Genomic DNA, 17754 nt, shown 5'->3' with positions numbered 1-17754 from the left:
TTACTCCATACCTTATACTACTAGTAGTTATAAATAAACGCAATGGTTATGAAGGAAAGTTCATACGTTGAGAGCAAAAGACTTAGTCAAAAAGAACATAGGTATTGGAGGTATGATTGAAATGGGATGGATTAAGAATGTTCTTCTAGAGATAGGAAGAGAAGAAATTGCGAAAGACACGGTAGTAACGAAGACGAAGCAAGTTTGCCTATTGATTCAAGATGGCGAAATAAAAGAAATTGCTGCGGTAATTCCAGAAGCTGCAAATGATGTGATTGATGCAAAAGGATATTTAGCGTTGCCTTCTTTGGTAGATAATCATATTCATCTGGATAAAGGACATTATGGCGGCAAATGGCATGCAGTGGTACCTATGCATAGTGTGGCAGAAAGAATTGTAGAAGAGAGGGGTTTTTTACGTGAGGCCTTAGCAGAGACGTCGCAAAAAGCCCAGGCATTAATTGATTTGATCACAAGTAAGGGTGCAACATTTTTACGTGTGCAAACGAATGTAGATCCTGTAATTGGATTGGAGAATATAACTGTGATTAAGAAGGTTTTAGAACAAAACAAACATAAAATAAATTATGAACTCGTGGTCTTTCCTCAGCATGGGACTGTTATTACAGAAGAAATAGGATTATTAACCAAAGCACTAGAAGACGATGCTGTCACTGTTTTAGGCGGTGTGGACCCAGCAACACTTGATGGAGATATCGAAAAATCCTTAAAGATTACGTTTGATTTAGCAACAAAATATAAGAAAGAGATTGATATACATTTGCATGATCGAGGCACATTGGGATTATTTGAAATTAAACGTATCATCGACTATACGATAGCGAATAATATGCAGGGAAAAGTACAAATAAGTCACGCATTTTCACTGGCAGATGCTTCGGAAGATGTATTAAGACCTATTTTAAAACGTTTAAAAGAGGCAAATATAGCAATCAATACAACCGTCCCACTTGGAACGAAAGCATTATCCATACCACTACTAGAAAGTCACGGTGTTAAGGTGAATGTGATAAATGATAACATTAATGACCACTGGAGCCCATTTGGTTCGGGTGACTTAATTGAACGAGCAAGCCGTGCAGCAGAATGTTTTTCTATGACCGATGAAGTTTCCTTATCGAGAGCATTAGGACTTGTTACAAATGGTGTTACCCCTCTTGATCAAGAAGGGAATTTGGCTTGGCCCAAGGTCGGAGACAAAGGAGATATTCTATTTGTAAAAGCAGAGTCTTCTGCGCACTTAATAGGAAGGGTTTGTCCGGAAAGAGTCGTTTTATTTGATGGGGAAATTGTATCTGGAGAATTTAAATAAAATCTGAGGCATCAGCTATATTTATAAAGGAGCACATTTGAAGGTATATATGCGCAAAAAAATAATCTAGAGAGAATATTAATCTATGTTTTAGTTATGCCAGTCACCAGTGTGGCTGGCATAACGATCTTATGCCCGCCTAGTATGGGTACAGAAAGTCGTACCACCTGTCATTAAATTAATTGCTTATCTGATTCTTTACAATCAATTTATCTCTTGCAAGATAATAATACAGATTATAATACATAATACATATTTAATGCATTAATAGCCATAAGTACATACAAAAGATTAAAATTTAGAAAAAAAGTAAAATATCGACGAAAAGTATTTACAAATTATTACAAATTAAGTATAATCAGATGTAAATATTAGAAAAAGTTGTGGAGGACGATAGTGGAGTATATAAATGAAGTGCATATCAATATTATACAAGCAGTTAATATGATAATGAAATTCCCAAAAAGTCAAAGCAATTTTATAAAAAAAGTAAAAATAGAGACTAAAAAAGCAGAAGAAGATTACGAAATGAAAATTTCATATATATTTTTTCAATACTATGAAATTACCAGAATCATTCAGGGAGAAGACTTGATCCATTCAAATCTACATTTACTGATTGAGCACTGTAATGAAATATTACATAAGAAACCAGATGATTGGTTTGTCCACTTAATAAAAGTTTTGATAGAATTAAAACTTCCCTCTTCCATTAGAAATGACGATGATCTCAGAGAAACTTTGGAGAGTATGTTACAATTACAACAAGAAGCGAATACAAAAGAATCTTATTTTATCTTACCATACATCTATTATTCGGAATACTGGCATGAAAATGACGACATGATTCAAACAATGAAATATTTGGAAGATGGTCTAAGTCAAGTACCGCACATACCTATTAACTGTTCTTATTTGAATTCTCATATATTTTTACCCGTGAAAGAATTTTATTATCGATTATATAGATCGCAGGAATTTGATGCGATTCCTTTCATTAAAAAAATTATTACAATATATTTTCCTTCAGACATGCAATAGGATTTTATTTCTCGTTAAAGAATCAGTGCTTTGTTGTTATTACTAAGATGGGAGGAAGAGAGTGCATGAAGCTGGCCCAGGCGCTAACAAACACACCAGAGGTGTTATCAATTGAAGTTACTACCCGTTGTAATCTTAATTGTATATACTGCAATAAAAAGAATAGACCACCGGAAAGTCTAGATATTTCGGAGGATTTACTAAAGAAGATTAAAAAGGAAGAGAGTAAATTTAGTAAGTTTATTATTTGTGGTATCGGAGAAAGTTTTTTATATCCAAGGATATATGAGATCGTAAAAGAATTTCATAATCAGAAATTTTGCATTGTTACTAATGGTACCATATTGATTGATTATGAAAGACTAAATCAAAACAACAATATAGAAAGAATCATCTTTTCTATTGATGCGGTTGACAGGGATAGAATAAATCAGATAAGCCCGAACTATAATTTTGAACATCTTATTGAAAACTTGAGAGAGCATGCGAGATATACCTTACATAGCAAGAAACGGATACATCTTGTTTTGAATTGCACCTTGAATGAACATAACAAAGCAGAAATGTTAGATTTGATAGACTTTGCTTCAGAATTTAAGTTTAATACCATACATTTTTCTCTGCCACGCGGGAAAGAAGCTTACATAGAAGAAAATCAGGAGGAGTTAAAATTAATCTTATCGATGGCTGAAAAAAGGGCAGCAAAAGCAGGTATTTATTTTGTAAATCCTTTTGAGACATGTTGTATTTATTTAAAATGGATCACTCCTTATATATCGATTGACGGTGATATCTTTGCTTGTGCGGAAACTTTGTATATTAACGAAAAATTAGGTAGCTTGAATAACATAACGTTTGATAATGTATGGAAAACATCAGCATATCAGGAATTTATAAGTGGGATAAAATGTAAACAGTGTAAGTTTCTTTCTAATTGTGATATGCAATTTACTAATTAAATATTGATTGGAAGGGAGAGGGGTATGAAGCTTGATACAAACTTATTGAATATGGAAGAAAGAAAAAAAGGAATAATTCACTCGGTTATTTCAGGCGCTTTCATAAGTATTACCAATAAATGCAATGCTGCATGTAGACATTGTATTGTGAAAGATGATGTAATTTCATTCACTGATGCAGACTATAACGATGTCTTAGATTGGCTGGAACAGTTTAAGGAGTGCGGTGTAAAAGCTGTACATTTTGTAGGCGGGGAGCCATTTGTTTTAAGAAAACAGTTATGTGATTACGTAAATAAATCAGAAGAACTAGGTATTTATGCAGGAGTTGTGACAAATGGATTATGGGCCAAAACAGTAGAAGAAGGTATTACAATACTAAAAAGTATGCCAGGGTTAAAGGGATTAGTCATTAGTTCGGATAAGTATCATCTGGAATTTATTAATGAACGAATAGTTAAAAACGCAATTGAAGCAGGATTAGCAACTGGTAAATTTGTCAGTATTAATGTTACATATGTGGAGAGTGATGAAGTTAAAGAGATATATCAAATCTACAAGGAATATCAGAATAAAATTTCGATACAACCGGTAAAAGCAATGCCATTCGAGGGAGAAGATTCGAAAAAAATTAAGCGGTTCAAACCATTCCAAACACCGAAAAGAGTGGAAACTTACTGTGGAATAGGTAACTTTTTTTAGATTTTGATGGTAGGATAGATGCTTGTTGCCAATCAGCACGATCGCAAGAGAGTAAGTATTTTCATTTGGGTAATTTGAAAGAGAGAAGATTATATGAATTAATGGAAGAGTTTAAAGACAACGAAGCTTATCGATTTATTCATAAATATGGACCAAGAGGTATCGTGGAGTTTTTTATGGAGAGCGAGTTTGCTAAGGAGCTTATGGAAAAAGATTTCACAAGTGGTTGTGATGTTTGTTATGAGTTGTTGGATAATCCTAAGTACTATCAATATTTTATTGAGAAGCTACGAGAAAGAGAAGAAATATGATGAATAGTTTATGTGAGTCGGATCGTCGGGGAGATAAATACTTAGAGCCTGTAAGGAAAATAGTATGTAACGCTCCACAAGTGGTTTCTCTTGAAGTAACTACAAGATGTCAGTTGGATTGTATTTATTGCACAAGAGATAAAGAGAACCCAGAGGATTTTTTGCTGGAGCATTTAGAACAATTATTAGAGCACTTAGAAGGGGTAAGGAATTTGATTATCTGTGGAATGGGGGAATCCTTCTGCTATAAAGATATCTACGAATTGATATGGAGCCTTAGAGACTACAAGGTTTCCATTATAACCAACGGTGCTGTTCTCATTGATTTTGAAAAGCTGAATCAAGAGGGTAATGTTGAATTACTTGTATTTTCAATAGATGCGACAACAAAAGAGAAGATGGATGTCATCGCAAAGAATTATAACTTTGACGTCTTAAAAAAGAATTTAAGTAACTTAAAAAGGTATCCTAACATAGTCGGAATAATAAACAGCACGATGAATGAAAGCAACTTGGATGAAATCACAAATCTCGTAGAATTTGCGGATCTCCATGGATTACAAGCGATTAGTTATGGCTTACCTATTGGAGAGGAAGAATTTATCAGTGAGAATAAAGAGAAGATAAAAAGTTTGATAACTGAGGCTGTACAGCTGGCGAATAAGAAACACATCATCATAAATCAACCGTACCGATTAAGCTGCAATACCAAAGGTAGCATAGTACCAAATATTAGACTAGATGGAGAAGTTTATCCCTGCTGTAACGGAATGAATCAGAATGAAGCGATCGGTAATCTATATAAACAAAGTTTGCGAAAACTATGGACAGAGTATGCAACTCCTTTGTTAACAAGTGATTTTTGCAAGGAATGTAAACTTTTAAATAATCTATTAAGGATAGCAGAGTAAATACATAGGGAAGGAGATTGGTAAATGAAAGCGATAAGTGTACATTTAACAGATCAATGCAATAACTCATGTATCTTTTGCGTGGTGAATTCTCATAAAGAGAGAAGAGAAGGAGTGAATAAAAAGCTACTGTATAAATTCTTAGAGGAGAATGCGAATCAAGGCTATGAATCAGTGAATATTCATGGTGGTGAAGCAACAGTACTTGATGATTTTGAAGATATATTAAAGATGATTCAGGATTTAAACTACAAAGAGGTTAGTTTACAAACCAATGGGCGTAAACTTTCAGATTTTAATTATGCAAAAAGACTATATCAATTAGGTGTAAAGTTGTTCGTAGTATCCATGCACGGAAAAGATGCTGCACAGCATGATTTTATTACTCAAGAAACAGGAAGCTTTAACGAAGCCATGGAAGGTATTAAAAATGCGAAAAGGCTGGGAGCGAAAGTTAGAACCAATACAGTTGTCTATAAAAATAACATTGATAGCTTGGTGGAGATAGCAAATCTTATTATTGATTGCGGAGTGGATCATATTAATATTTCGGGCTTACATCCGGTCGGGAAAGCTTATCAAAACTTTCATCAGGTTACACCAAGATATTCAGAGATTATGCCACAAGTCTTTCAAATGGTGGATCAATGTATCAAGAGGAATACTATTGTAACGTTAGAAGGTTTCCCAACTTGCATGGTAAAAGGGTATGAAGATTATCAGTTACAGTGGGAAGATATTCATTTTAAATTACTATATCATAACTTTATTATTAAGAATTACGCAGATTTTATGGAAAATGAAACAAAGCGGCATGGTATAGCATGTGAAGAATGTCTTCATAAGAAAAATTGTGGTGGGGTATACAAGGAATATCTTGAGTTTTATGGCTGGGATGAGTTTAGTACTGCTGTTGGTTAGGGGTAGCTGCTATGATAATACTATTTATTGTTACTAGTTTTTGGGCTTATGGCGAGCTTGGTATTGCATGTGAGTTTGCATTACGGGTTAGAGAGGCTGGACATAAACCATATTTTATTATCCCGCCGTCACATGATAAAACTATCGAAAAATATGGATTTCCATACACTACACTCCTACCTAAGAGTGGACAGGTTAATCGCATTCTATTAACTGATATAGAGTTAAGGCTTAAACCAGAGATTATTTTGTTGGCTGATTTTTTAAATTATAATTTCTGTGAAAGTCATTATGGACTGACTCCTGATGATTTAAGAATCTTTTCGGGAAAACTAGGGACTTTTGATAACTTTGATTGGGTTATCACTGGCAATCAAATGGATACCTATGGATTTCGCGCTGATAAATTTGGAGAGATTGATGTACGCAGGTATGGATTTCGTTTATGCCCTTGCCCTATTGTTAACCCACATTCCGGAGAACGTGAGAATACCTATCATTATTCCCTTTTTACTCAGAACCTGCCATACCGAGCGGATGCAACAAAAGAGTGGAAGATAAAAATTGGTTTACCTACAGATAAGAAACTCATTTTGTTTACACATGCACCATGGCAAGAGTCTTATAAGCAATATCCAGATGTAGAAGCATTTGTGAAAGCAAGTAATGAGGTCTTTTATTATCTAATTAAATGCTTGGCTAAGGAACATACTGTATTGTGCATTGGTGCCAAAGGATACTTTTCAGAGTGTGAAAATGACCATATCTTATATAAGGAGCAACTTCCTCCAAAGGAGTTTGAACAGTTCTTACTGGCAACCGATCTTTTCATCTCTAGAAATATAACCTCTACCTCACTCGCAAGAGCAGTGTTATCAGGAATTCCTTCCGTTAATTTTAGTAATTCCTTATTCTTTTCTAAGACTAAACTATTAAGGAAAGATCAATTACCATTTAAACCAATTGCTTTGGTGGACGCTATACTTGAGAAATTAGAGAGATGCTATCCTTATCGGATGTTTCCGGTTGGCTGGTATAAATTTCTAGCACCGGTTTTAAAAAACAATCCATATGGAAAAACCTTATTGTTATTAGAGCAGTTTGATGTTACGAATTCTCTGAAAAGAATAAATGAATTATTAGAAGATGAAAGGAAGGAGCGTTTGCAGCAGAGCTTGCGGCAATATAAACAAACACTGAATGAACTCCCAAGCGTTGCACAAATCATTGAGAAAATAAAAGGCTAAGGAAATCTTTAAATGGAACCTTAGTTGCAGAAGGAGGCTTATTGTTGATTGAGAGAATAACATTTTTATTAGTACCAAGCGAAAAGGCAATGAAACCGGAAAGCTATTCTTACCTTCCACCATTAAGTATAGGTACCTTAGGAGGATATCTGAACCAGAAGGGATATGCTGTAATGCTTTATGATTTAAATACAGTTGGCATAGACTCTTATAGCGATGATATAGAGGATTATCATTTTATCTACAACAAAGATATGGTATTAAGCTATATCGCTGGAGAGATACATTCTGAGGTTGAGAGATTTATGGAATATCTTTTACGAGATATTCCACTTGAAGATCGTCAGATTGTCGGTATCTCTTGTGGAGCAGACTTTTCTCTCTTTCAGCTTCATAGTGCTTTTCTTTTAGCAAAATATATAGAGAGAAAATATAAGGTTCCAGTTGTAATTGGAGGCAACAACATAACCTATCTAACCAGTTTTAAAGATATATATAAGGAGCTGATTGAGGAGGTGCTTAAAAACTTCCACTACATTATGAAAGGTCCTGGTGCAATTGTTTGGGCAGAATTCCTTGATATCTTAAATGGTAGAAGTGATAAAGATGTGAAGGAGCTAGATGGAATGGTTTACTTACATGGAGATGAAATTATAGAAAATCCGGAACAAGATCCGTGCATTGTACGTCCAGACTGGTTGAATTTAAAAATGGAGCCATATTATGTGAAGGTTAAAGAAGTAACGAATGGAAAAGAAGAAGTTGAAAATGAAATCCATATATTCAAATGGCCCTATTATCTTACCAAGTATGTAAATGATGTTAGAAAGAAGCAAAATAAGGAAGGCTATCTAAAAACTCTGGTTCTACCTTACATATTTAACTATAATTGCCCATATGCTTGTGCTTTTTGTTCGGAAAGTGACGAAAAAAGGAAAAGAGTAATTATGGGAGAAGTGGATAAGGTTGTAGAAGACCTTATTTATCTTTCGAATAAATATCATACTAACTATTTTTATTTTCTAAACAATGCCGTGAATGCATCCCCAAAATTCCTTGATGAGTTATGTAAACAACTAATAGCTTGCAAGGCTGATTTGAAATGGTCTGATTGTGCAAGGTTTAATAACATGACCTATGAAAGACTTAGCTTAATGAAGAGGGCAGGATGCCGGAAGCTTGTCTTTGGATTTGAAACAGCAAGTCTAAAGCTGATAGATTTAGTGGAAAAGAATATCGATCTAAACCATGCAGAGCAAGTGATGGAGTGGTGTTATGAATTAGGAATTTTTGTTGATCTAGAGGTGATAATCGGACTACCTCAAGAAAATGACGACGATTTTAATGCAACCATCGAATATATAACGAAAAATAAAAAGAAAATTAATTATTTAGCAATTAACGAGTTTTTTGTAGTACCAAACAGTAAAATTGGACGCTATCCAGATCAGTATGGAATCAAGCTTATTCGTAATATTATTACCTACGAAAAGATTCTAAAGACTAGCCAGAAGGGACTAAGGGATACAAAACTAAGTCATGCAGCTAATTTTAAACTCTATAAATATAACGAAGTAAACGGAAGAAGCTACAGAGAAATTTCAGAAAAAAACAAAGTTTATCTAAGGTATATCAATGGATTACAAAATAAAGAGTTTGATGAAGTGGAGTATGTTCATCGAATTATAGAAAGAAAGTGTTAATGAATTTTTAGATAAAGGGGTTTGATAAAACAAGCCATTTTATAAAATAATTTTAAGGAGAGATTATATTATGTCAGACGAAAATAACAAGAATGAAATGCAAGAAGACAATTCGGGAATCAAAATGGTGGTACTGCGTATTTTATCAGATCCTGATTTTAAAGAAGAATTAATCGAGGATGTAGATAAAGCATTAGAAGGCTATGATTTAAGTGAGGTACAGAAGATATTGATTAAGTCCTTAAGCCCAGAGGATATAGAGAATTTAACACCGGATAATATTGAAGAGTATTTTTCTGCAGATACTGCTGTATATACACCGGATGAAGCTGCTGATTTAGATGAATACGAGACGTTTAATGATGATGACATGTTTGATGAATAATAGGTGAGAGAATGAGGTACATAACTCAAAAGGATGAAGAGTTAGTAAAATCAATCAATTTAATGGTGAATATGCCACTTAATAAAGAAAAGGTTTGGGAGCAGTTAAATGGGTATTATAAAAACAATCTGGATAATGTTGAGGCAGCATTTTCTTTTGGTTTCTATAATTTCTTGTTGGCATCTAAAATTGTGGATTCTAACATAAGTATAGAAAAGATAAAACAGATTCTTACTGCTTATGATGATGTATTAAGGGTGGAAGCAGATTATTGGTTGGTTCTTATGTTTAAAGGGATCTTATTACTGGCGCTACCAGAGATTATGCAGGATGATGCTGTTTTTACGAAAACAGTAGAGACAATGCTAGGTATCCAAAATGCAGCGCCGAAAACACATGCCTATTTTCTGGTTCCTTACATAATGTATGCGGATTACAAATTTTCTAGAAATGATTCAACCCATGCGTTAAGGCTGATAGAAGACGCAGAAAAAATTAATATTCAAGAGGTAGATCGCTTTCGGTGCCTGAATGATTATTTCAGAAAGCCTCTGAAGGATTTCTCGAATCGTCTCTCAAGATCCAACGAAGAGTTGGCAGCGCTGAAGGTGAAGGCATTAAGTAATCAATATTTTTAATAAAATAAAGAATAGGATGCGTATGATTAAGATATTATTTGTTACGTTAGGACATCTTTCCGCAGGAGAGTTTACCATTGCCTTTGAATTTTGCAAGGGATTACCAAAAGAAGAGTTCGATGTATGTTTTCTGACTTCGACGAAAGGTACGAGCTATCTAAAAGAAAGCAAAATCAGATATGTCGTGTTGGAACAGTCGGATTCTATATCTAATCTTGAGGATAAGAATAGAAACAAAAAAATTACAGACGACGTAATGAAGCAGTTTAGACCGGATTATGTGATAGCTTCCGATGTGTATACATTGTGGTATTCTCATACCTGGACTGGACTAAACCTAGAGATTTTTAAGGAGTATGGGGTACCGATAGGAAGTTTTGACAGTTACGAATTTTCTTCAACTGATTTTGTTCAGGATTATTACGGGGGGTATAAGGCTACAATTCCAGATTATATCAATCAGTGTGATTTTGTGATTCGTTATTGCCCGATTAATAAAATCCAAAAAACCGAAAGTAATGTGAAGCTTACCTATTTGTTCGGAGAAAAATTGGAGCTTACCATGGATCAAAAACTTGAGTTTAAGCGAACATTTAATCCAAATCAAGAAAAGGTCATATTTATCACAAGCTCAAACTGGGAAAGTCTGAACGTGAATAGATTACCAGCATTAACTAATTTAATGGATTGGGTACCCCGAATCTTGACTCATTATATCAGTCAGTTAAATGAAAAACTAACGATTATCCATGTAGGACCTCAGAGTTATAAGAGCTTGATTCCGTATGAAAATATATCTTATTTTCATTATCCATTCATAAGACCTGAAATTTTTGATACTTTTTTAGCAGGTTCGGACCTATTTCTAACAACAAATATTATATCATCCACCTTGGCGAAGGCAATCTACGCCACAGTTCCTGCGATTGTTCTCCAAAATGACAAGCTGGTAAACTATAATAATTTAAAAGAACAGCTTAGACGAATGCCTGATTGGTACCAAGAGATGGCAAGAGATGTAAAAATTGCTTATCCGTTTCGGCTCTTTCCTTTTGGCTGGTATAGCTTTTTAAAGCCATTGTTTCATAACAATGAGTATACGGACACCTTTCTCCAAAGCATTCTTTTTCAAAATGCTAAGACAGTTAATCTGTTAAGGTCCTATTTGTATGATGAGAATTTGTGTTCAGCTTTGAAGCAAAAGCAGAGTATTTATGTTGATAAGGTGATTCGATTACCTTCTCCTAAGAATGTAATCGAATCTTTAGTGGAGTGATAGCCGATTATGATGGCTTTAAAACGTTGATAGCAACAGGGAGGATTCAATGCCATATGATTATGTAAAATTAATGGAAGAACCGTTTATAGCTGTTCCGAAGTTTACGAGAAAGCAACAGAAAACATTTTTAATCAAAATGGATAATTTTTATCTAAATCCAATGGGGCGTGTCTATAAACAGCAGAGACTTCATTCTGAATATTCACGTGAGATAGAGGATGTTTATGGGGATGCTATCATGTTTACGAACTATCGATGGAATGAAATATTATTTGAAACAAGGGTACCGAAGAAGGAAACCACCTTAACAGACTGGACGTTTATCAAGGATAAGAAATTTCAATCACATGTTATATTATCCAATGATAAACTGGTGGCACTAAGCAAAGAGGATATCGTGTCAAGAGAGGATAGTAAGAATTGCTTTGAATCGATTGCACAAGAGTATAGCTCATTGCCAAAGCTCCCATCAAGCTATTTAGTGATTATGCAGACCTTTGATATCTTGGCTTTTGAGATTTATCTGTCCTATATTTATACTTTTTCAACAGACCAACATGGGTGGATAATGGATAAAACAATTACTATAAAACCACCGGAAGCCGAGCATATGGAGGCTTCAGATATATCTTTTGGAATGTTCTCAAACCAATCTTCTTTTAAAAATAATAAATTTAAAATAAAATTAACAGGCTATGGAATGGTAAAAGAGAAACTATGTGCAATCTTTGATTATTATTGTGATTATTCCAAAGTAAAAATGCAAGATAGGCAAAATCAAAATATTCAAAGGAATGGCACCTCCTATTATCAGGGACAACTTTCAATAAATCTAAATACTGGTGATTTAGAAAGAGGCACCATGCTTGAGAGTTACATTGCATTGCAGGAAGGAAACAATAAGACTGCAATTAATATAAGAAGGAAAGTGATTTGTGAAGCAGTGGAAAAAGAATGAGAATGAGTGGATGCAGTTTGTGAAGCAGCTATATTGATGTAACTAAAATGAGAGGGAGATATTATTGGAAGTAGAAAAAGGGTTTTATAAAAATCAGCCACGTATGGTACTGTTTGAAATTACTACTAGATGCAATTTAGCATGCAGCTATTGTACCGCCCGTCAATTGGTGAAAGAGCCAAAAGATTTGGAAATTGATAAGATAAGAGAACTAAGGCCGGCACTTGAAGCTTTTGAGTATATTGCATTTTGCGGTTTAGGGGAAGCACTCATACATAAGAACTTCTATGAGATATTAGAAATTTTTAAGGATAAAAAGATTGTGATTGTTACCAATGGATCTGTACCCATCGACTATGAGCGTCTTGTCCGTTATGACAATATTGATGCGATAACATTTTCAGTGGATGGTGCTACGGAAGATAGTATGAAGAGGGTTTGTAGCAGGTATAAGTTTGATGTGTTATTAAAGAACTTGGAGGAAGGCTTTAAATACGGCGTAAATTGCGCATTCAATACTACGATTACTGAGGATACCTATAAGGAGCTTAGTGGAATACAAGATATGATTGTTAAATACGGTGTAAAGTGTTTTAAGCTTGGGCTACCTTTAGGAAAGGAAAGATGGGTTAGTGATCATAGTAAGGAGATACACGATGCGCTATATAAGATACGGGATAATATGAAAGAGCTCAGTGTAATCTATGAAGATCCGTTTGAAGTAAAATGCTGTTGTGACAATGCACCAATTGCAGTGGTATCGAAGAACGGAAATCTCTACCCTTGTTGTGATTATTTTTGCGGTCGTCCTTTGGTGGGAAACCTATATCATAACAGTTTTATGAATATTTGGAATAAAGCTTCCTACGAAGGATTTCGAGAAGGTAAGTTTTGTAGTAGATGTAAGCAATATCATAATGTGAAAGAGATAGCAGATCAGGAAATGGCATAGGAGGCATAATAGTGATTCAGCTTAAAAATGTTATTAAAACATATGGTAATAGGAATGTTGTGAATGATATCACATTTTCAATCAATACGGGTGAAATATTTGGTTTTTTAGGACCGAATGGGGCCGGAAAAACAACTACAATAAAGATGGTCGTTGGATTATTACAACCCACTTCAGGGGAAATATGGATTGGAGAAAATAACGTATTAACCGACAAAAAGAAGATATATCAGGATATCGGAGTAGTCTTTGAACTACCCAATCTTTATATGAAAGCTTCGATCAAGAAGAATCTAAAGATTTTTGCTGAACTATATCATTTACATCGTTCCCGTGTATACGAGGTGATGGAAGACCTGCAATTACTTGACAAACAAAAAGTAAAAGTTGAAAAACTCTCTAAGGGATGGAAGCAAAGAGTTTTAATTGCAAGAGCATTACTTCATAAACCGAAGGTACTTATTTTAGACGAACCGACTAGTGGGCTTGATCCTAACACCGCAGCGCTGATTAGAAATTATATCAAACAATTAAATGAAGGAGGTACTACCATCATCATAACCACTCATGATATGCATGAAGCGGATGAGTTAAGCCATCGTGTGGGTATCATGAACAATGGAGAGATGATAGCAATCGGTAAGCCTATGGAATTAAAAGACATGTACCTAAAAAAAGAGATAAGAGTCGAGTATATGGAGGAAGGAAATGTGATTGCTAAGTGCTTAGAGATTGGAATACCGGAAACGGAAGAACTAATTACCCAATTAAATATCCAGGGGAAATTGATTAGCATGAATCGAAGTGAAAATTCCTTAGCAGAAGTTTTTGCTGTATTAACAGGAGGGCAATTAAGTTGAAAAATGTTGTGAGCTTGATGAAAAATGAAATTCAAAATTATATGAAGAATCCTTCGATATTAGCACTTGTCTTCTTACCGATTTTTATGTCTAAGATTATAACAAAATCAATGGAATTATCAGGGCAGGACATTTTTTTATTAAGTATATGGATTCTTTTTGCGCAAGTAATGGTTGGGATTATGTTAACCGGACCTAATTTAATAGAAGAAAGAGAAGCTAAGACAATTGATGCCTTGCTTTGCTCTCCTCTAAGCTTCGGTCAGATTATTTGTGCGAAAGGTATTGCTATCCTAATACTCTCCATGTTTTCTCAAATCTGTGTGTATTTGATTAACGAAGGATTTCAACCAGAGCTATTACTATTGCTTATACCGATGTTTCTTGGAGGAATCCTTTTTATTTTAATTGGAACTGTGATAGGACTTAAGGTGAAATCATCTCAAAGTGGCTCTGCAGTCTCAGCTTTTGTTATGGTAGTTTTGTTTTTAATTGTGTCCGTTTATCAGCTTTTACCAAAGTGGAGTTATAAGTTTGTTTTGCTTATACCTAGTATCAGTGTAACTGAAGTAATCAATGAATTGATGTCTGTCAAAGGGCTATTACTATATCAAAGCAGCATAGTAATCACATGGTTATTTCTTTTTTGCATCGTAATTTCTCTTATAGGGAGAAAGTGGACGCATTAAGTATGGCGGAACGGAGGCCTTTATGAAACCAGTTATGGGATATATACCTGCGGGGGGAAGAGGAAGTAGGATGAAACCATTTCGGTTGTGTAAGGAATTGTTACCAATCGCTATCCCCAGAGAAGAAAGTACCGAGGTTGTGTTACTAATTGAAAACGCAATACAAACCTTAGTATATGGTGGGGTAAAAGATATCGTCTTTACCGTAAATAATGAGAAAGACGCATTGATTAAATGTACAAACGATTATTCCATCGGAGATCATAAAGTACAAAGTGCTTATATTTATCAGAATATTCAAAATAATGAATATGGATTACCTTTTGTAATTGCGGATGCAGCACCATTTTTAAGAGGTCATACTGTATTTATGAAATTTCCAGATACGATTGTGTATCCCTATGATTGTTTTAAAAACTTATATGAATTACATCTTAGGAAAGCATCTGATCTTACTTTGGGAATTTTTCCAACAAAAGCTCCGGAGCGACTTGGTCCGGTTGTGTTAAATCCAGATGGAATGGTTTTAAAGATACAAGATAAACCGAAAAATCCACTGGCTAGTAATACATGGAATATTATTATATGGGAGGATAGTTTTCTTGATCTGACAGTTAAGATGGTAGAAGAAGCGCGTTTACAAGGTAAAACAGAGAAAGAATTACTAATCTCGGATGTCTTTGAAAGAACGATGGAAAATGGACTAAGTGTTTATGGTTATATGTACGAGGATGGCTTCTGTCATGATGTATCATGCGTTGAGGACGTACTTCATATGTGGAGGACTGATCCTAAGTGAGGCTTCATATGCCGGGAAGTGGTGGTTATAATGAGATATATGAATCATAAAGATCATGAAATGTGGAATGCGGTGAAATTACTAGTTAAGCTAGAAAAGAAAGAAGAAGTTTTTCTATCTCTCTTAAAAACTACAGAGATAAAGGAAGAGAAAGCAGATTATTGGTTTTATAAATCACTATATCTTAGTGAGAACTTAAGTAGAATTGGTTCTGAAATGGAGATTTTTGATTGCTATGAAGAACTGTTAGATTGTTGTAATACTGCAATCAGTTTAGATAATAAGCATTGGCCTGCTTATTATCTTCGTTCCTTATTTAGTGTATTAATTCAAGAATCTATGAAGGGTGAGGACGAGACACTTCATTACTTACTACCCTGTTTTCGAACTTATCCTGAGTTGATGGAGGAGACAGAGGAATTATTAGAGGTTCAAAAAGATGAGAAAGAAGATCCAGTCTTCTTTCTGCCATATTGTATAAAAGCTATGATATGTTTGGAAGAAGATAAGTTAGAAGAAGCAATTACCTTACTCTGGTCTGGACTTAATAACACAGAACCTGGTTTTCTACACTATATTCCATCACTATTTCAAATTCCATTCTATAAATTATATTATAATGAAAAGCTAACCAATAGTGAGGTAAGAAAGCATCTAAGAAGACGATTTTCTGATATGTTTCGATTAAGCTTAGGGAGAAGAGAAGTTGCTGAAAAGTAGTGTTATATTAGTGAGGGCATTGTATGAGTGAAATGCAAGAAAAGGCGTTAGAGTACTTATGGCAGTTTGGAACTAGCCGTAAAAAGGTAATTTCTTCTGGTGGGCCAGTAATTTTTGAAAAAGCAAAAGATTGCTACTTATTCGATATTGAGGGTAGAAAATATATTGATGCTTTATCAGGTGCATGGGTTGTGAATTCGGGGCATAAACAGCCAAAGATAATTAATAAGATTATAGAACAGTATGATAACTTGGAATATGCTATGTCATCGGAAGGATTCACAAATAAGAATGCAGTGCTTTTAGCGAAGGAACTAAGCGATATGTTACCTGGAGGAAAGAAGCGTATCTATTTTACCTCTGGAGGTTCGGAATCCGTAGAAATTGCCTTAAGATTCGTTAGAATCTACCATAAAATCATCGGAAAGCGCAAGAAAGATAAAATTATTGCAAGGCATGGTTCCTATCATGGTGGGACGTTGTTCACACTGTCTGCTTCTGGTTATGATTTAATCAGCAAATCCTTTGGTCCAATTCCTGTGGGTATTGAAAAGACGGTACAGCCATATTGTCATAGATGTAAGCACGAACCTTTGGAATGTGGTTTTATATGTGCAGATGATTTAGAACAGATTATATTATCGAATGGACCGGAAACTATAGCGGCATTTATAGCAGAACCTATTTCAGCTAATTCAGGAGTTGCGATCCCGCCAAAAGGATATTGGCAAAGGGTTAGAGCAATATGCGATAAGTATGAGATTTTACTCATTGTGGATGAGGTTTTAACGGGGTTTGGCAGAACCGGTAAGATGTTTGGAATCGAGCACTTTGAGATAGAGCCAGATCTGATTACCTTATCAAAGGGTTTGAGTTCTGGATACGCTGCGCTTGGTGCCGTAGCTATCAAGAAGGAAATAAGTGAAAATATTCCGGACAATGCTTTCTTGCCTCAAGGATTTACCTACTCAGGCCATCCGGTTAGTTGTGCTGCAGCATTAGCTAACATAGCATTTATGAAAGAAGGAGAATTACATAAAAACTCAGAGGTGATGGGGGTATATCTGCTAGAAGAACTTCGCAAACGGCTTTGTGGGAATCCTTTCGTTGAAGATATTCGCGGTATAGGCTTACTTGTTTGCGTAGAACTGGTAGCTACTAAGGGAGTTCAAGAGCTTACTGGCTTTTTGTCTCAGTATTTCTTAAGTGAAGGTTTATATACAAGAATCATTAAGGAATATATCCATATAGCACCGCCATTAATTATAGGGATAGAAGAAATTGATAAAATCATCGACATTGTCGTTAGTGGTCTTTATCAATACAAGAAGATATAGTTACCGGTT

Annotated in this window: 19 protein-coding genes; all 19 read left to right on the top strand. The window is 34.8% G+C overall.

From position 1 onward, the window contains the following. The first annotated feature begins 67 nt into the window (after positions 1 to 67). The gene (locus CC92_RS0109885; protein ID WP_242841345.1) at positions 68 to 1333 is read left to right on the top strand and encodes an amidohydrolase family protein; all 1266 of its coding nucleotides are present in this window, start codon (positions 68 to 70) and stop codon (positions 1331 to 1333) included. A 396-nt stretch (positions 1334 to 1729) separates the two neighbouring features. After that, on the top strand, positions 1730 to 2374 hold the full coding sequence (locus tag CC92_RS0109880) for a hypothetical protein (protein ID WP_051650722.1): 645 nt from the start codon (positions 1730 to 1732) through the stop codon (positions 2372 to 2374). Between the two features lie 65 nt (positions 2375 to 2439). Beyond that, the gene (locus CC92_RS0109875) at positions 2440 to 3333 is read left to right on the top strand and encodes a radical SAM protein (protein ID WP_029503049.1); all 894 of its coding nucleotides are present in this window, start codon (positions 2440 to 2442) and stop codon (positions 3331 to 3333) included. A gap of 24 nt (positions 3334 to 3357) precedes the next feature. Beyond that, positions 3358 to 4035 carry a radical SAM protein gene (locus CC92_RS20925; protein ID WP_051650723.1) on the top strand — a complete coding sequence of 226 codons (678 nt, stop codon included), beginning with the start codon at positions 3358 to 3360 and terminating at the stop codon, positions 4033 to 4035. A gap of 65 nt (positions 4036 to 4100) precedes the next feature. Further along, positions 4101 to 4346: a hypothetical protein gene (locus CC92_RS23015; RefSeq protein ID WP_051650724.1), complete on the top strand. Its 246-nt coding sequence runs from the start codon at positions 4101 to 4103 to the stop codon at positions 4344 to 4346. Beyond that, positions 4343 to 5257 carry a radical SAM protein gene (locus tag CC92_RS0109865; protein ID WP_242841346.1) on the top strand — a complete coding sequence of 305 codons (915 nt, stop codon included), beginning with the start codon at positions 4343 to 4345 and terminating at the stop codon, positions 5255 to 5257. The genes CC92_RS23015 and CC92_RS0109865 overlap by 4 nt, the downstream gene beginning before the upstream one ends. A 24-nt stretch (positions 5258 to 5281) precedes the next feature. Further along, entirely contained in the window at positions 5282 to 6178 is an 897-nt protein-coding gene (locus CC92_RS0109860; protein WP_029503051.1) for a radical SAM protein, read from the top strand. Between the two features lie 11 nt (positions 6179 to 6189). After that, positions 6190 to 7425: a DUF6365 family protein gene (locus CC92_RS0109855; protein ID WP_029503052.1), complete on the top strand. Its 1236-nt coding sequence runs from the start codon at positions 6190 to 6192 to the stop codon at positions 7423 to 7425. A 44-nt stretch (positions 7426 to 7469) separates the two neighbouring features. After that, positions 7470 to 9128 (top strand): B12-binding domain-containing radical SAM protein, encoded by a 1659-nt coding sequence (locus tag CC92_RS0109850; protein WP_029503053.1) that lies wholly within the window; start codon positions 7470 to 7472, stop codon positions 9126 to 9128. A gap of 70 nt (positions 9129 to 9198) precedes the next feature. Beyond that, a complete protein-coding gene (locus CC92_RS0109845) occupies positions 9199 to 9513 on the top strand; it encodes a hypothetical protein (RefSeq protein WP_029503054.1) in 315 nt (104 codons plus the stop codon). Positions 9514 to 9524: 11 nt separating this feature from the next. Continuing rightward, positions 9525 to 10151: a hypothetical protein gene (locus CC92_RS0109840; protein WP_029503055.1), complete on the top strand. Its 627-nt coding sequence runs from the start codon at positions 9525 to 9527 to the stop codon at positions 10149 to 10151. Positions 10152 to 10173: 22 nt separating this feature from the next. After that, entirely contained in the window at positions 10174 to 11427 is a 1254-nt protein-coding gene (locus tag CC92_RS0109835) for a DUF6365 family protein (protein WP_029503056.1), read from the top strand. A 49-nt stretch (positions 11428 to 11476) separates the two neighbouring features. Further along, positions 11477 to 12388 carry a hypothetical protein gene (locus tag CC92_RS0109830; protein WP_029503057.1) on the top strand — a complete coding sequence of 304 codons (912 nt, stop codon included), beginning with the start codon at positions 11477 to 11479 and terminating at the stop codon, positions 12386 to 12388. A gap of 64 nt (positions 12389 to 12452) precedes the next feature. Then, the gene (locus CC92_RS0109825; RefSeq protein WP_029503058.1) at positions 12453 to 13340 is read left to right on the top strand and encodes a radical SAM/SPASM domain-containing protein; all 888 of its coding nucleotides are present in this window, start codon (positions 12453 to 12455) and stop codon (positions 13338 to 13340) included. A gap of 11 nt (positions 13341 to 13351) precedes the next feature. Beyond that, on the top strand, positions 13352 to 14200 hold the full coding sequence (locus CC92_RS0109820; protein ID WP_029503059.1) for an ABC transporter ATP-binding protein: 849 nt from the start codon (positions 13352 to 13354) through the stop codon (positions 14198 to 14200). Next, complete coding sequence (locus tag CC92_RS0109815) at positions 14197 to 14889, top strand: ABC transporter permease (RefSeq protein ID WP_029503060.1); 693 nt, start codon at positions 14197 to 14199, stop codon at positions 14887 to 14889. The genes CC92_RS0109820 and CC92_RS0109815 overlap by 4 nt, the downstream gene beginning before the upstream one ends. Before the next feature lie 22 nt (positions 14890 to 14911). Next, on the top strand, positions 14912 to 15688 hold the full coding sequence (locus CC92_RS0109810) for a sugar phosphate nucleotidyltransferase (protein ID WP_029503061.1): 777 nt from the start codon (positions 14912 to 14914) through the stop codon (positions 15686 to 15688). Between the two features lie 30 nt (positions 15689 to 15718). Next, a complete protein-coding gene (locus CC92_RS0109805) occupies positions 15719 to 16408 on the top strand; it encodes a hypothetical protein (RefSeq protein WP_029503062.1) in 690 nt (229 codons plus the stop codon). Between the two features lie 23 nt (positions 16409 to 16431). Beyond that, complete coding sequence (locus tag CC92_RS0109800) at positions 16432 to 17745, top strand: aspartate aminotransferase family protein (RefSeq protein WP_051650725.1); 1314 nt, start codon at positions 16432 to 16434, stop codon at positions 17743 to 17745. Positions 17746 to 17754 lie beyond the last annotated feature (9 nt).

It is taken from the genome of Lachnoclostridium phytofermentans (genome assembly GCF_000733755.1).
Classification (GTDB): domain Bacteria; phylum Bacillota; class Clostridia; order Lachnospirales; family Lachnospiraceae; genus Lachnoclostridium; species Lachnoclostridium phytofermentans_A.
Note: the sequence above shows the minus strand (reverse complement) of the source record. Positions and strands in the feature narration are given on the sequence as shown.

Coding starts and splice junctions, on each gene's coding strand:
- CC92_RS0109830 (WP_029503057.1), top strand. CDS start 11,477: ATGCCATATGATTATGTAAAATTAATGGAAGAACCGTTTATAGCTGTT.
- CC92_RS20925 (WP_051650723.1), top strand. CDS start 3,358: ATGAAGCTTGATACAAACTTATTGAATATGGAAGAAAGAAAAAAAGGA.
- CC92_RS0109855 (WP_029503052.1), top strand. CDS start 6,190: ATGATAATACTATTTATTGTTACTAGTTTTTGGGCTTATGGCGAGCTT.
- CC92_RS0109805 (WP_029503062.1), top strand. CDS start 15,719: ATGAGATATATGAATCATAAAGATCATGAAATGTGGAATGCGGTGAAA.
- CC92_RS0109800 (WP_051650725.1), top strand. CDS start 16,432: ATGAGTGAAATGCAAGAAAAGGCGTTAGAGTACTTATGGCAGTTTGGA.
- CC92_RS0109845 (WP_029503054.1), top strand. CDS start 9,199: ATGTCAGACGAAAATAACAAGAATGAAATGCAAGAAGACAATTCGGGA.
- CC92_RS0109835 (WP_029503056.1), top strand. CDS start 10,174: ATGATTAAGATATTATTTGTTACGTTAGGACATCTTTCCGCAGGAGAG.
- CC92_RS0109840 (WP_029503055.1), top strand. CDS start 9,525: ATGAGGTACATAACTCAAAAGGATGAAGAGTTAGTAAAATCAATCAAT.
- CC92_RS0109810 (WP_029503061.1), top strand. CDS start 14,912: ATGAAACCAGTTATGGGATATATACCTGCGGGGGGAAGAGGAAGTAGG.
- CC92_RS0109865 (WP_242841346.1), top strand. CDS start 4,343: ATGATGAATAGTTTATGTGAGTCGGATCGTCGGGGAGATAAATACTTA.
- CC92_RS0109860 (WP_029503051.1), top strand. CDS start 5,282: ATGAAAGCGATAAGTGTACATTTAACAGATCAATGCAATAACTCATGT.
- CC92_RS0109875 (WP_029503049.1), top strand. CDS start 2,440: ATGAAGCTGGCCCAGGCGCTAACAAACACACCAGAGGTGTTATCAATT.